The organism is Sphingomonas sp. CFBP 13733, from assembly GCF_014841795.1.
Classification (GTDB): domain Bacteria; phylum Pseudomonadota; class Alphaproteobacteria; order Sphingomonadales; family Sphingomonadaceae; genus Sphingomonas; species Sphingomonas aerolata.
The window spans coordinates 280033-293679 of sequence record NZ_JACYUP010000003.1; the positions used below are offsets into that span (position 1 = coordinate 280033).

A 13647-nucleotide genomic window follows, 5' to 3' on the forward strand; every position below is an offset into this window, starting at 1 on the left:
CCACCTCGTCATCCTGACGAAAGTCAGGACCCAGAGCCAAGCAGCGCACACGCCCGCCACCCTGGGTCCCGGGTCGAACCCGGGTTGACGAAGAAGGGCAGGCCCCCCCCCACCTTTCCCACCACAACCCAAACGCGGTGGATGACGCCCCCCGCGGCATACGGTACAGCACCCCTTCCTCCAGCTCGGGGCCGATCATGTCCGACGATTTCTACCGCATCAAACGCCTGCCACCCTATGTCATCGCCGAAGTGAACGCGATGCGGGCGGCGGCGCGGGCGGGCGGCGAGGACATCATCGATCTCGGCATGGGCAATCCCGACCTGCCGCCGCCCGATCACGTCATCGCCAAGCTCGTCGAGGTCGCCAGCAAGCCCGGCGCGCACGGCTATTCGCAGTCGCGCGGCATCCCCGGCCTCCGCAAGGCGCAGGCCAATTATTATGGCCGCCGCTTCGGCGTCGATGTCGATCCCGAGACCGAGGTCGTCGTGACGATGGGCTCGAAGGAAGGGCTCGCCAGCCTCGCCACCGCGATCACCGCGCCCGGCGACGTCGTGCTCGCGCCCAACCCGTCCTATCCGATCCACACCTTCGGCTTCATCATCGCCGGCGCGACGATCCGCGCGGTGCCGACCACCCCCGACGACGCCTATTTCGAGAGCCTCGAGCGCGCGATGGCGTTCACCGTGCCGCGCCCGTCGATCCTCGTCGTCAACTATCCGTCCAACCCGACCGCGGAGGCGGTCGACCTCGCCTTCTACGAACGGCTCGTCGCCTGGGCGAAGGAGAACAAGGTCTGGATCATCTCCGACCTCGCCTATTCCGAGCTCTATTATGACGGCAATCCGACCCCCTCGATCCTTCAGGTCAAGGGCGCCAAGGACGTCGCGATCGAGTTCACCTCGCTCAGCAAGACCTATTCGATGGCGGGCTGGCGGATCGGCTTCGCGGTCGGCAACAAGACGCTGATCGCGGCGATGGCCCGGGTGAAGAGCTATCTCGATTACGGCGCCTTCACCCCGATCCAGGCCGCCGCCTGCGCCGCCTTGAACGGCCCGCAGGACATCGTCGCGCGCAACCGCGAGCTCTATCACAAGCGCCGCGACGTGCTCGTCGAAAGCTTCGGCCGCGCCGGCTGGGACATCCCCTCGCCGCGCGCCTCGATGTTCGCCTGGGCCCCCTTGCCGCCCGCGCTCGCGCATCTCGGCAGCCTCGAATTCACCAAGCAGCTCCTCACCCACGCGCACGTCGCGGTCGCGCCCGGCGTCGGCTATGGCGAAAATGGCGAGGGCTATGTCCGCATCGCGATGGTCGAAAACGAACAACGCCTCCGCCAGGCCGCGCGCAACGTCAAACGCTACCTCCAGAGCATGGGCGTCAACACCCCCGCCCAGGGCGCCGGCTGACCCGCCGCCCCCACCCGTCATCCTGACGAACGTCAGGACCCAGAGCCACGCAGCACTCCGCCCGTGGCTCTGAGTCCCGGATTAAGTCCAGGATAACGGCGGGAAGAGCAGCACCCCCACCCCAAACCGTCATCCCCGCGCAGGCGGGGATCCAGACCGGCGAACGCCCGCGAGTCCAGCCGCACCCGCATAGACTATGGACTCCCGCCTCCGCGGGGATGACGAAGCGGGTGGCCATGCCCCCCGAAGGTTGACGCCACCCCCCGCCCCAGCCATCCCCCAAAGCCATGACCCGCCCCGGCTTCGCCTTCTCCACCACCCTGCGCGTCCGCTACGCCGAGATCGACGGGCAGAAGATCGTCTTCAACTCGCGCTATCTCGAATATGCCGATGTCGCGATCACCGACTTCTGGGACTGGAGCGGGATCGCCGCCGCGGTGCCCGGCTGGGACGACACCGAATTCAACGTCCGCCGCACCGAGATCGACTATCTCGCGCCCTTCCGGCTCGGCGACACGATCGCGGCGCATGTCCGGATCGAGCGGGTCGGCACGTCGAGCCTCACCAAGCGGATCGAGCTGACGCATGCCGCTACCGGCGCGCTCCACACCGTGATCATGATGGTCAGCGTCCATGTCGATCTCGCGACCGGCCGCCCCGCGAGCCTGCCGCCCGCGATCCGCGACCATATCGCGCGGCTCGCCACCCCCGCCTGACCGCTCAGTCCGTCGCGCCGATCTCCCCCGGCAGCGCCCAGATCAGTTCGCCCCGGCCCAGCACGCGGCCGTCATGCGCGCGCACCGCGACCTGTTCGATCGGCTGCCGGTCGCGCGCATCGACCAGGATCGGGAAGGCCGGGATCCGCGTCTCCCACCGCTCGCCCCATTGCCGGAGCGCGATCATCGTCGGCAGCAGCGCAAAGCCCTTTTCGGTCAGCCCATAGGCGATCTTGCGGCGATCCTCGGGCAAGGGCCGCCGCGCGAGGATGCCGTGCTCGACCAGCCGCGCGAGCCGGTTCGCCAGGATGTTGCGCGCGATGCCGAGCTCGGCCTGGAATTCCTCGAAATGATGCAGCCCGTTGAACGCCGCGCGCAGGATCAGGAACGACCAGCGCTCCCCCATCGCCTCGAGCGCCGCCGGCAGGCTGCATTCCCGCAGCGGCTCGCGCAAAGTCCCCCGCGAAATTCCCCGCGAAATTCCCCGCGAAATTCCCCGCGAAATCCCCCCCGAAATCCCCATCGTCCCGGCTCCCCCCGACCCCGGTCTAGCCTATAGCATTCCGCCGCGCGATGCGCTCATCGAGTGCGTCTATCACGGTGACCGGACGCTTTTGGTTGCAAAGCAACACGCTGCGGCCCCATCTATGTCCGGTGTTGCGCCAATATGAACTCGTCGATCGAGTCCTCGATTACGATCCCGATGCCGACGAGGCCCTGCTGAACCGCGCCTATGTGTTTTCGATGCAGGCGCACGGGTCGCAGAAGCGTGCGAGCGGCGATCCCTATTTCAGCCATCCAATCGAGGTGGCGGGCATCCTCACCGATCTGCATCTCGATGACGAGACGATCGCCACCGCGATCCTCCACGACACCATCGAGGATACCGTCGCCACGCCCGAGGAGATCACGCGCCTGTTCGGCCCGTCGGTCGCGCGGCTGGTCGACGGCGTCACCAAGCTCAGCAAGATCGAGGCGCAGACCGAGAACGAGCGCGCCGCCGAAAATCTGCGCAAGTTCCTGCTCGCCATGTCCGACGACATCCGCGTGTTGCTGGTGAAACTCGCCGACCGGCTGCACAACATGCGCACGCTGCATCACATCGCCAAGCCCGAGAAGCGCCGTCGCATCGCCAAGGAGACGATGGACATCTACGCGCCGCTCGCCGAGCGGATCGGCATGTACGAGTTCATGCGCGAGATGCAGACGCTCGCCTTCGAACAGATCGAACCCGAGGCCTCCGAATCGATCAACCGCCGGCTGGAACAGCTGAAGGACGGCGACGGCAACCGCATCGCCAAGATCGCCTCGGGGCTCAAACTCGTGCTGTCGCGCGCCGGCATCGAGGCGGAGGTCGCGGGGCGCGAGAAGCATCCCTATTCGATCTTCCGCAAGATGTCCGAACGGCACATCAATTTCGAGCAATTGTCCGACGTGATGGCGTTCCGCGCGATCGTCCCGACCGAAGCGGACTGCTACGCCGCGCTCGGCATCATCCACCAGCGCTGGCCGATGGTGCCCGGCCGGTTCAAGGATTACATCTCGACGCCCAAGCGCAACGGCTATCGCTCGCTCCACACCAGCGTGATCCATGCCGACAATGCGCGCATCGAGATCCAGATCCGGACCGAGGCGATGCACGCCCAGGCCGAATTCGGCCTCGCCGCGCACTGGGCGTACAAGCAGAAGAGCGGCGGCCAGACGATCGGCGGCGGCGAGCATCAGGTCAGCTGGATCCGCGACCTGGTCGAGATCCTCGACACCGCCGAAAGCCCCGAGGAGCTGCTCGAACACACGCGGATGGCGATGTACGCCGACCGCATCTTCGCCTTCACCCCCAAGGGCGAACTGATCCAGCTGCCCAAGGGCGCGACGCCGATCGACTTCGCCTATGCGGTCCACACCGATCTCGGCGACCAGGCGGTCGGCGCGAAGATCGACGGCCGCGTCGTGCCGCTCTCGACCGTGATTGAAAACGGCAACCAGGTGCAGATCCTGCGCTCGAAGGGCCAGTCGCCGCAACCCCACTGGCTCAACGTCGCCACCACCGGCAAGGCGCTCGCCGCGATCCGCCGCCATCTGCGCCACAAGGAACGCGTCGAGCAGGAGGCGCTTGGCCGCACGCTGTTCGACGACATCGCCTCGCGCCTCCCCGCCCCGATCGGCCCCGACGCGACCGAGCCCGCGCTCAAGCGGCTCAAATTCGCCGACGAGGGCGCGCTGATGGTCGCGATCGCGCGCCGCACCGTGTCCGACGAACAGGTGATGGAGGCGCTGATGCCCGGCTCGACCGGCGCCGATCTCGGCCATGCGGTCGCCCCGCAGTCGAGCGCGATCTCGATCAAGGGGCTGACCCCGGGCGTCGCCTATGACCTCGCCACCTGCTGCCACCCGGTGCCGGGCGACCGCATCGTCGGGCTGCGCCGCCCCGATGCGGGGATCGAGGTCCATGCGATCGACTGCCGCGTGCTCGCCGAACTCGCCGAGCGGACCGAGAACGAGACCGACTGGGTCGACGTCGCCTGGGGCGAAAAGACCGAAGGCGCGGTCGCGCGCATCTCGGTGATGGTCAAGAACGAGCCCGGCTCGCTCGGCGTGGTCGCGTCGATCATCGGCACGCACATGGCCAACATCATCAACCTCCGCCTCGACACGCGCGACACCAGCTTCCACACCAACGAGATCGACGTCGAGGTCCACGACATCCAGCAACTCATGCGCCTCATGGCCGGCCTCCGCGCCGCCGACGCCGTCAACACCGTCGAACGCGTGTAAGGGGAAAGCGGCCCGCCCCCCGCCGTCCTCACCCCAGTCCCCGACCCCCTCGCCGTCATCCCCGCGGAGGCGGGGATCCAGACTGGCGACCGCCGGCGATCCATCACCAACCGCATAGCCTATGGATCCCCGCCTCCGCGGGGATGACGGCGCGGGCAGACACTCCCTCACCCCGCCCCCGCCGACGAAGCGCGCGAACGTGCCCCCCACCCCACCGTCATCCTGACGAAAGTCAGGATCCAGAGCCAAGCAGCGCGACGCCCGTAACCCTGGATCCTGGGTCGAGCCCAGGATGACGAAAGGGGAGAGCCACCCCCCCCCGTCATCCCCGCGCAGGCGGGGATCCAGACTGGCGACCGCCGGCGATCCATCACCAAACGCATAGCCTATGGATCCCCGCCTCCGCGGGGATGACGACGCGGCAGGACACGCCCCGCATCCCCCACACGCCCCCCCGCGCTTGCCCCGCACAGATCCCCGGCTACTATCCCCCGCAACACCCCGGGGGACCCATCACATGAACCGTCGCGCCTTCCTCTCGTCCGCGAGCATGCTCGCCACGCTCGCCCTCGTCCCCCGCGCCGCCCTCGCCGCCGGCGCCACCCCCGGCGACGCCAAGCTCGACGCGCTGCTGACTGCGATCTTCGACGCGAACCTCAAATACGCCCCCGAATTCGCCACCCAGCTCGGGCTCGACAAGGGCGCGAACGCCGCGCTGAAAAGCCGGCTCGGCGATTACACCCCCGGCGCGGTCAGGGCGAACCTCGCGCGCACCACCCGCACGATCGCGCAGATCGAGGCCGTCGCCCCCGCCACGCTCTCCGACGCCGGCCGCCTCAACCGCGAGGTGGTGCTCTATTCGCAAAACCAGCAGCGCGCCGCCGCCGAGCGGTTCGGGCTCGGCTCCCCCACCAACCCCTATGTCATCAGCCAGCAGGACGGCGCCTATTTCGACGTCCCCGACTTCCTCGACAGCGCGCACGTCATCAGGACCGCCGCCGACGCCGACGCCTATTGCGCGCGGCTCGACGCGTTCGCGACCGCGCTCGACGGCGACACCGCGACGCAGGCCGAGCGCGCGAAACGCGGCCTCGTCGCCCCCGGCTTCTCGCTCGACCTCGCGCTCGGCCAGATGGCGGCGCTCCGCGCGCCCGCGCCCGCGCAGAGCGGTCTCGTCACCTCGGTCGCGACGCGCAGCAAGGCCGCCGGGCTGACCGGCGACTGGGACCGCCGCGCCACCGCGCTCGTGACGGACAAGGTCTATCCCGCGCTCGACCGCCAGATCGCGCTGGTCAAGCAGCTCCGCACCACGGCCCGCGCCGAGGCCGGTCTCTGGGCGGTCCCCGGCGGCGACGCGATCTACGCCGCCGCGCTCGCCCAGGCGACCACCACCAACTTCACCCCCGACGAGGTCCACAAGCTCGGCCTCGACCAGGTCGCGCAGATCGGCGCCGAACTCGACACCATCCTCAAGGCACAAGGCCTGACCAAGGGCAGCATCGGCGCACGCCTCGCCGCCTTCAACGCCACCCCGGCACAGCTTTATCCCGACACGCCCGCCGGCCGCACCGACCTCATCGCCGGGCTCAACACCGGGCTCGCCGCGATGCAGGCCAAGCTCCCCCAGGCGTTCATAAACCCGCCGTCCGCCCCGCTGCAGATTCGCGCGGTCCCGACCGATATCCAGGACGGCGCCTCGAACGGCTATTACCGGCTCGCCGCGCTCGATGGGTCGCGCCCCGCCATCTACTTCATCAACCTGAAAAGCGTCGCCGACTGGCCCAAATACACGCTCCCCTCGCTCACCTATCACGAGGGCGTGCCGGGGCATCATCTCCAGCTCAGCCTCGTCGCCGGGCTCGACACGCCGCTGCTGCGCAAATTCTCGTTCTTCGGCGCCTATGTCGAGGGCTGGGCGCTCTATGCCGAACAGCTCGCCGACGAGCTCGGCGGCTATGCCGGCCCGATCGAACGCGCCGGCTATCTCCAGTCCTTCCTCTTCCGCGCCGCGCGCCTCGTCGCCGACACCGGCCTCCACGCCAAGCGCTGGACGCGCGAACAGGCGACCGACTATTTCGTCGACACCGTCGGCTTCGCCCGCCCCCGTTCGCAGCGCGAGATCGAGCGTTACTGCACGATGCCGGGCCAGGCCTGCAGCTACAAGCTCGGCCACATCAGCTGGCTCCGCGCCCGCGACACCGCGAAGAAGATCCTCGGCGACAAGTTCGACGTGAAGCAGTTCCACGAAGTCCTGCGCGACGGCGCCGTCCCCCTCACGATCCTCGAACGCCTCGTCGAAGCCCGCGCCACCGCGCTGGCCAAGGCCTGACGCTTAATCCTCCCCCAAGAACAAACGATGACGCCGCGCGCGGGGGCGGCTAGAGAGCGGGGATGCACCGTCCCGCGCTCTCCGTCGTCGTCCCCTGCTACAACGAGGCCGCCTGCCTCGACCTCCTCCACGCGCGCATATCGGGCGCGGCGCAGAGCGCGGTCGGCGAGGATTACGAGATCGTCCTGATCAACGACGGCTCGCGCGACGACAGCTGGTCGGTGATGCAGCGTCTCGCCGCCGCCGATCCGCGGCTCGTCGCGATCAACCTGTCGCGCAACCACGGACATCAGCTCGCGCTCACCGCCGGGCTCGATCTGTGCGCGGGCGAGCAGATCCTGATCATCGACGCCGATCTCCAGGATCCGCCCGAGCTCCTTCCCCAGATGCGCGCCGCGATGGCCGAGCAGCAGGCCGACGTCGTCTACGCCGTCCGCCGCCAGCGCGCGGGCGAGACCGTGTTCAAGAAGGCCACCGCCGCCGCCTTCTACCGGCTGCTGACCAAGATGACCGACACGCCGATCCCGGTCGACACCGGCGATTTCCGGCTGATGAGCCGGCGCGCATTGGACGCGTTCCTGTCCTTGCCCGAACAGGCGCGCTTCATCCGCGGCATGGTCGCCTGGATCGGCTTCCGCCAGATCCCCTTCGCCTATGACCGCGCCGAGCGGCATGCGGGCGAGACCAACTATCCGCTCGCCAAGATGATGCGGCTCGCCTTCGACGCGGTCACCGGCTTCTCGACCGCCCCCCTGCGCTTCGCCAGCCATGCCGGCCTCGCGCTCACCGGCGTCTCGCTGCTGCTGTTCGTCTACATCGCGATCGGCTGGCTCTCGGGCAGCGCGGTGCAGGGCTGGACCTCGACGATGCTGGTGACGGTGTTTCTGGGCGCGGTGCAGATGTTCGTGCTCGGCATGATCGGCGAATATCTCGGCCGGCTCTACGTCGAATCCAAACGCCGCCCGCTCTACATCGTCGCCGACATCGCCGGCCCCATCCAGGGCAAGGCCACCCTAGGCTTCCGCGCCGAACCCCCAGAAACCCCCGTTACTTAAAAAAGCCCCTCCCCTTCAGGGGAGGGGTTGGGGTGGGGCCCCACCCCGCAAGCACCGGCTCGCAAAGTCCCCGTTCGTGCTGAGCGAAGTCGAAGCACCGCCCCCCGGCACCCACCCTCCGACGCCGCTCAGGGCGAACGAACATGGGGCGGCGCGTCGCCCGATTGCGGACAGAAGACCATCGTGACATGTCTTCTCACAGAGGAGATTGGGATGGCGACGGTAACGGCACGGTTGGCGAACAGGCTCCCTCCGCGGCTGCGTATGGCCATGACGCCATTTCTGTCGTTCGCGATCGGTTGGCTCGCACTGACCGGCCTGATCGAGACCGTGCAGAACGGCGACTCTTTCGACCTGGTGAAGCTCGGCGCGCTGATCGTCGGGTGCGTCCTGGCGGCGTTCGTCCGTCCGATCCCGGACAGATATCGGCAATCACCCGACCAGCAGGAGTGATGGAGAGCGCAGACACGGTGTCGCGCTCCCCTCACCCCCTACCCCGGCACCGCCAGCGTCACGATCGAAACCCCCGGCGTCATCGGCACCCGCCCGACCAGATGCCGCTCCAGCCGGAAGATCCGCTCGAACAGCGCATTCAGCGGCTTGGCGGGCGGGGAATCGTCGCTGTCGTCGCGACCCGACAGCCGCCCGGCGATCCGCGCCGCCGCCGCCAGCGGGAACAGCAGCGAGTTGAAATAGCCGAGCTTGTCGGGCTTCAGCCCCGCCGCCGCGATCGCCGTCTTCAGCGTCGCCTTCGAATAGCGCCGGTGGTGATGGTTGACCGTGTCGTGCGCGCTCCACAGCCACTGGTGCGCCGGCACCGCGATCAGGATCTTGCCCCCGGGCGCGAGGCACTGCGCCATCGCCTTCAGCGCCGCGACGTCGTCCTCGATATGCTCGACCACGTCGAGCACCGCGATCAGGTCGTAATGCCCGCGCGGCACCCCCGGCAGCTCGGGCAGCGGCGCCGCCCCGACCGGCTTGCCGAGCCGTGCACTCGCGATCTCGCGCGCCGCCGGGTCGATCTCGATCGCGTCAATCTCGCCGAACCCCGCCAGCATCGGCAGGTTATGCCCCGTCCCGCAGCCGATCTCGAGGATCTTCGCATCCGCCGGCAGGCCGCCATAGCGCGTCAGATAATCCGCCAGGATGTCGCGGCGCGCGCGGTACCACCAATGCGTGGAATCATGCGCGGCCATCCGGTCGTAAACGATGCGGTCCATCAGCAATCGGCCATAATCAAGAGAATACCCAGAAGCGGTTGAGCACGAACGTCACGATCGCGGCAAGGAACACCGCAGGGACCAGCGGCACCCAGGGATGCAGATGGAGGAACGCGGTCCCGACCCAGGTGATCAGCGCGTTGAGCGCGAGCCCGGTCCCCTGCACCAGCACGAACTTGACGTGCTTGGCCCCGCCCGGCTCGGCGGCATGCCCCTTGAAGCTCCACCGACTGTGCAGGAAATAGCCCGCGGTCACCGCCACCGCAAAGGCGAACGGCACCGCCGCGACCGCCTGCTCGGGCGGAAACACGAACTTGGTCAGCGGCAGATAGACGAGCGAATAGATCACGCTCGACAGCCCGCCCGCAATCCCGAAGCGGAAGAGCTGGCCGAGCACGCCGCTCGCCCGCATCTGGTCCATCTGTCGCCTGATCGCCTGCATGCCCGCCTTGTTCTTTACACGCGCGTCGATACAGCGGCGCTCAACGTCACGCCCCGCGCATTAGTCCGCGCGCGGTCAGGAGGAAAGCGTTTTGGATCAGCCCCACCAGTCCCCATGGCAGCGGGGGCGCGACCTGCTCGATCGCCACTGGGTCGCGTTGACGCTGCTGGCATGGCTCGGCGTCGCCGCCTGGTCGCTGGCCGACCGCTGGGGTCAGGTCCGCTGGCTGTCGCTCGGCGATACCGACGACAATATGCGCCTGATGCAGGTCCGCGCATGGCTCGACGGCCAGGGCTGGTACGATCTGCGCCAGTACCGGATGAACCCGCCCGCGGGCTTCGACATCCACTGGAGCCGGATCGTCGACCTGCCGATCGCCGGCCTCATCCTCTTCTTCCGCCTGTTCACCAGCAACAGCTGGGCCGAACGGCTCGCCTGCGGGATCGCGCCGTTGCTGCCGCTGTCGATCGCGATGCTCGGCATCGGCGCGACCGTGCGGCGGCTGATCCACCCGCTCGCCTGGCCGCTCGCGATCCTGTTCCTCGTCGGCGCGACCGCGACGATGCTGATGTACATGCCCGAACGCATCGACCATCACGGCTGGCAGCTCGCGATGCTCAGCCTCACGCTCGCCGGGCTGTGCGACCCGCGCGCGCGACGCGGCGGCGCACTCGTCGGGATCGCGAGCGCGGTGTCGCTGTCGATCGGGCTCGAACTCCTCCCCTATGCCGCGATGGCGGGCGCGATCATCGCCCTGCGCTGGGTCTGGGACCGCGCCGAGGCGCCGCGGCTCGCGGTCTATGCGCTGACCCTGGGTGGCGGCAGCACGCTCGGTTTCGCGCTGTTCGCCTCGAACGCGAACCAGGCGATGCGCTGCGACGCGCTGACGCCCGTCTGGCTCAGCGTCATGATCGCGGCCGGGATGCTCCTCTTCCTGCTCGCGCGCTTCGGCCCGGCATCACGCGGGGTGCGTCTCGCGCTCGCGGTCGCGGCGGGCGCAGCGATCGTGATCGGCTTCGCGCTGATGTTCCCGCAATGCCTCGCCCGGCCCGAGGGCGTCTCGCCCGAGCTTCAGCGCAACTGGCTGAACAATGTCCGCGAGGCCAAACCAATCTACAAGCACAGCTGGCGCACCGGCGTCGCGATCGCGACGCTGCCGGTGATCGGCCTGCTCGGCGCGCTGTTCGCCGCATGGCGCGCACGCCGCCGCCCGAGCGCGATCGGCTGGGTCGCGGTCGCGCTGTTCACCACCTTCGCGGTGCTGATGCTGTTGTGGCAGGTCCGCGCGGGTCCCGCGGCGCAGATGCTCGCGGTCCCCGGCGGCGTCGCGCTCGCCTGGGTGATCGTCCCCCGGCTGCTCGGCCACCGCTCGATGCTGGTGCGCGTGCTCGGCACCGCGGGCGCGCTGGTGATCGTCTCGGGCTTCTTCGTCGGCATCGCGCTCAAATACGTCCCCGTGGGCAAGCCCAAGGGCTATGAAAAGCGCGTCAACATGGCGACCGGCAACTGCCTGCGCACCACCGTGCTGCTCGCGCTGAACAAATACCCCGCGCAGACGATCTTCACCTTCGTCGACATGGGCCCGCGGCTGATCACGATCACGCACCACAACGCGATCGCCGGCCCCTATCACCGCAACGGCGCCGCGATCCTCGACGTCCAGCACGCCTTCGGCCGCACCCCCGACGAAGCCCACGCGATCATCAAACGCCACGGCGCGACCCTGTTGCTGCTCTGCCCCAACGCCGCGGAATCGACCAACTACAAGGCCCGCAGCCCCAACGGCTTCTACGCGCAGATGGCGAAGAACCAGGTCCCGGCATGGCTCACCCCGCTCCCCCTACCGGCAAAATCCCCCCTCCGCCTCTTCAAGGTCGACTAAGGTCCAGGCACCCACGCACGACGGACGCGCACGCGCACGCGCACGCCCACCGTCATCCCCGCCCCCCAACCGTCATCCCCGCCACCAACCGTCATCCCCGCGAAGGCGGGGATCCAGACTGGCAAAGGCTGCGATTCATCGGCAAACGCATAGACTATGGATCCCCGCCTCCGCGGGGATGACGAAGGGGGCTGCGACACCGTCACCACCCCCCGTCATCCTGACGAAAGTCAGGACCCAGAGCCCAGCAGCAGCACCGCCCGAAACCCTGGGTCCCGGGTCCAGCCCGGGATGACGGACAGGGAACCTACCGCAACACCACCGACAACCCATCCAGCACGAACTGCACCGCCAGCGCCGCCAGCAGCACGCCGAGCAGCCGCGTGATCACCGCCTCGATCTTCGCGCCCAGGATCCGCATGATCGGCCCCGCCGCGAGCAGCGCGACCAGCGTCAGCAACAGGATCGTCACCATCGCCGCCAGCACCACCGCCGAGCGCTCGATCCCGCTGTTGCGGCTCATCAGCAGCATCACCGACGCGATCGAACCCGGCCCCGCGATCATCGGCATCGCCATCGGGAAGATCGACACGTCGTCGGCTTCGGGATCGCTCGCGACCTTGGCGGCGCGGTCCTCGCGGCGTTCGGTGCGCTTTTCGAACACCATTTCCAGCGCGATCAGGAACAGCATGATCCCGCCCGCGATCCGGAAGCTCGCGAGACTGATCCCCAGCCCTTTCAGCAACGCCTCGCCGAACAGCGCGAACACGAACAGGATCGCCGCCGACACGCCGACCGCGCGGAACGCCATCGCGCGCTTCTGCGTCGCCGACGCGTTCGCCGACAGCCCGGCATAGATCGGCGCGCAGCCCGGCGGATCGATCACCACGAAGAAGGTGATCAGCGACGAGATATAGAGCTCGATCATGCGCCGGCCCGGTCGAGCGCCGCCTCGTCGATCGCCACGCCTTCGCGTCGCCCGGCGGACACCAGCGTATTGCGCAACAGGCACGCGATCGTCATCGGCCCGACGCCGCCCGGCACCGGCGTGATCGCGCCCGCGACCCCGACCGCGCTCGCGAAATCGACATCGCCGACCAGCCCCGCCTCGGTGCGGTTGATGCCGACGTCGATGACGGTCGCGCCGGGCTTCAGCCAGTCGCCCTTGATCATCTCCGGGATCCCGACCGCGGCGACGACGATGTCCGCGGCGGCGACATGCGCGCGCACGTCGCGTGTCCGGCTGTGCACGACGGTCACGGTGCAGCTCTCGCGCAGCAGCAGCTGCGCCATCGGCTTGCCGACGATGTTCGACCGGCCGACGACCACCGCCTCCATCCCGCTCAGGTTCGGTACGACGCTTTTGAGCAGCATCACGCAGCCGAGCGGCGTGCACGGCACGAACCCCGCCGAGCCCGTCGCGAGCCGCCCCGCATTGATCGGGTGGAATCCGTCGACATCCTTATCGGGATCGATCGCCGCGATCACCGCCTGCTCGTCGATATGCTTGGGCAGCGGCAGCTGGACGAGGATCCCGTCGATCGTCGGATCGGCGTTCAGATCGGCGACCAGCGCGAGCAGCGCCTCGGCCCCGACATCGGCGGGCAGGCGGTGCTCGACGCTCACCATCCCCGCCTCGCGCGTCGCCTTGCCCTTCGACCGGACATAGACGTTGGACGCGGGGTCCTCGCCGACCAGCACCACCGCGAGCCCGGGCGCGCGGCCCGCCGCTGCGGCAAAGGCGGTGACGCCGGTGGCGATACGGGCCCTAAGGCCGGCGGCGAAGGCCTTGCCGTCGATGATGGTCGCACTCATGCCCGCC

12 protein-coding genes are annotated in these 13647 nt (G+C 68.7%); 7 read left to right on the plus strand and 5 right to left on the minus strand.

The genetic code is table 11. The annotated features are described in order from the left end of the window. Window positions 1-197 precede the first annotated feature (197 nt). Both IFT71_RS09820 and IFT71_RS09825 read left to right on the plus strand, forming a co-directional pair. Window positions 198-1406 carry an LL-diaminopimelate aminotransferase gene (locus IFT71_RS09820; RefSeq protein WP_192140586.1) on the plus strand — a complete coding sequence of 403 codons (1209 nt, stop codon included), beginning with the start codon at window positions 198-200 and terminating at the stop codon, window positions 1404-1406. A gap of 287 nt (window positions 1407-1693) precedes the next feature. Then, on the plus strand, window positions 1694-2122 hold the full coding sequence (locus IFT71_RS09825) for an acyl-CoA thioesterase (RefSeq protein WP_192140588.1): 429 nt from the start codon (window positions 1694-1696) through the stop codon (window positions 2120-2122). A gap of 4 nt (window positions 2123-2126) precedes the next feature. Here the strand turns inward: IFT71_RS09825 and IFT71_RS09830 are convergent, their stop codons facing one another. Beyond that, the gene (locus IFT71_RS09830; protein WP_042467067.1) at window positions 2127-2528 is read right to left on the minus strand and encodes a winged helix-turn-helix transcriptional regulator; all 402 of its coding nucleotides are present in this window, start codon (window positions 2526-2528) and stop codon (window positions 2127-2129) included. Between the two features lie 248 nt (window positions 2529-2776). On the opposite strand from IFT71_RS09830, the gene IFT71_RS09835 reads away from it, so the two are divergent. The 4 genes from IFT71_RS09835 (at window position 2777) to IFT71_RS09850 (ending at window position 8734) form a co-directional block, all read left to right on the plus strand. Continuing rightward, window positions 2777-4897, plus strand: coding sequence for a RelA/SpoT family protein (locus IFT71_RS09835; RefSeq protein WP_031394869.1), 2121 nt, complete (start codon window positions 2777-2779; stop codon window positions 4895-4897). A 517-nt stretch (window positions 4898-5414) separates the two neighbouring features. Beyond that, entirely contained in the window at window positions 5415-7226 is a 1812-nt protein-coding gene (locus IFT71_RS09840) for a DUF885 domain-containing protein (RefSeq protein WP_192140592.1), read from the plus strand. Window positions 7227-7288: 62 nt separating this feature from the next. Beyond that, window positions 7289-8281 (plus strand): glycosyltransferase family 2 protein, encoded by a 993-nt coding sequence (locus tag IFT71_RS09845; RefSeq protein WP_192140594.1) that lies wholly within the window; start codon window positions 7289-7291, stop codon window positions 8279-8281. 213 nt (window positions 8282-8494) lie between these two features. After that, on the plus strand, window positions 8495-8734 hold the full coding sequence (locus tag IFT71_RS09850; protein WP_056406931.1) for a hypothetical protein: 240 nt from the start codon (window positions 8495-8497) through the stop codon (window positions 8732-8734). A 38-nt stretch (window positions 8735-8772) separates the two neighbouring features. Here IFT71_RS09850 and IFT71_RS09855 read toward each other — a convergent pair whose 3' ends face one another. Both IFT71_RS09855 and IFT71_RS09860 read right to left on the minus strand, forming a co-directional pair. Further along, the gene (locus IFT71_RS09855; protein ID WP_183936134.1) at window positions 8773-9501 is read right to left on the minus strand and encodes a class I SAM-dependent methyltransferase; all 729 of its coding nucleotides are present in this window, start codon (window positions 9499-9501) and stop codon (window positions 8773-8775) included. Between the two features lie 16 nt (window positions 9502-9517). Further along, window positions 9518-9943, minus strand: coding sequence for a GtrA family protein (locus IFT71_RS09860; RefSeq protein ID WP_192003263.1), 426 nt, complete (start codon window positions 9941-9943; stop codon window positions 9518-9520). 91 nt (window positions 9944-10034) lie between these two features. Here IFT71_RS09860 and IFT71_RS09865 point away from each other — a divergent pair, with 91 nt between their 5' ends. Further along, complete coding sequence (locus tag IFT71_RS09865) at window positions 10035-11825, plus strand: AcrB/AcrD/AcrF family protein (protein ID WP_192140598.1); 1791 nt, start codon at window positions 10035-10037, stop codon at window positions 11823-11825. Between the two features lie 307 nt (window positions 11826-12132). On the opposite strand, the gene IFT71_RS09870 is transcribed toward IFT71_RS09865, so the two are convergent. Both IFT71_RS09870 and folD read right to left on the minus strand, forming a co-directional pair. Further along, window positions 12133-12753, minus strand: coding sequence for a MarC family protein (locus IFT71_RS09870; RefSeq protein WP_192140600.1), 621 nt, complete (start codon window positions 12751-12753; stop codon window positions 12133-12135). Continuing rightward, window positions 12750-13640, minus strand: a complete 891-nt coding sequence (gene folD, locus IFT71_RS09875) for a bifunctional methylenetetrahydrofolate dehydrogenase/methenyltetrahydrofolate cyclohydrolase FolD (RefSeq protein ID WP_192140602.1) — start codon at window positions 13638-13640, stop codon at window positions 12750-12752. The genes IFT71_RS09870 and folD overlap by 4 nt, the downstream gene beginning before the upstream one ends. Window positions 13641-13647: the final 7 nt, after the last annotated feature.

Excerpts from the sequence above, each read along its gene's own strand:
- IFT71_RS09855 (WP_183936134.1), bottom strand. The coding sequence starts at position 9,501 with ATGGACCGCATCGTTTACGACCGGATGGCCGCGCATGATTCCACGCAT.
- folD (WP_192140602.1), bottom strand. The coding sequence starts at position 13,640 with ATGAGTGCGACCATCATCGACGGCAAGGCCTTCGCCGCCGGCCTTAGG.
- IFT71_RS09825 (WP_192140588.1), top strand. The coding sequence starts at position 1,694 with ATGACCCGCCCCGGCTTCGCCTTCTCCACCACCCTGCGCGTCCGCTAC.
- IFT71_RS09850 (WP_056406931.1), top strand. The coding sequence starts at position 8,495 with ATGGCGACGGTAACGGCACGGTTGGCGAACAGGCTCCCTCCGCGGCTG.
- IFT71_RS09870 (WP_192140600.1), bottom strand. The coding sequence starts at position 12,753 with ATGATCGAGCTCTATATCTCGTCGCTGATCACCTTCTTCGTGGTGATC.
- IFT71_RS09830 (WP_042467067.1), bottom strand. The coding sequence starts at position 2,528 with ATGGGGGAGCGCTGGTCGTTCCTGATCCTGCGCGCGGCGTTCAACGGG.
- IFT71_RS09845 (WP_192140594.1), top strand. The coding sequence starts at position 7,289 with ATGCACCGTCCCGCGCTCTCCGTCGTCGTCCCCTGCTACAACGAGGCC.
- IFT71_RS09820 (WP_192140586.1), top strand. The coding sequence starts at position 198 with ATGTCCGACGATTTCTACCGCATCAAACGCCTGCCACCCTATGTCATC.
- IFT71_RS09840 (WP_192140592.1), top strand. The coding sequence starts at position 5,415 with ATGAACCGTCGCGCCTTCCTCTCGTCCGCGAGCATGCTCGCCACGCTC.
- IFT71_RS09860 (WP_192003263.1), bottom strand. The coding sequence starts at position 9,943 with ATGCAGGCGATCAGGCGACAGATGGACCAGATGCGGGCGAGCGGCGTG.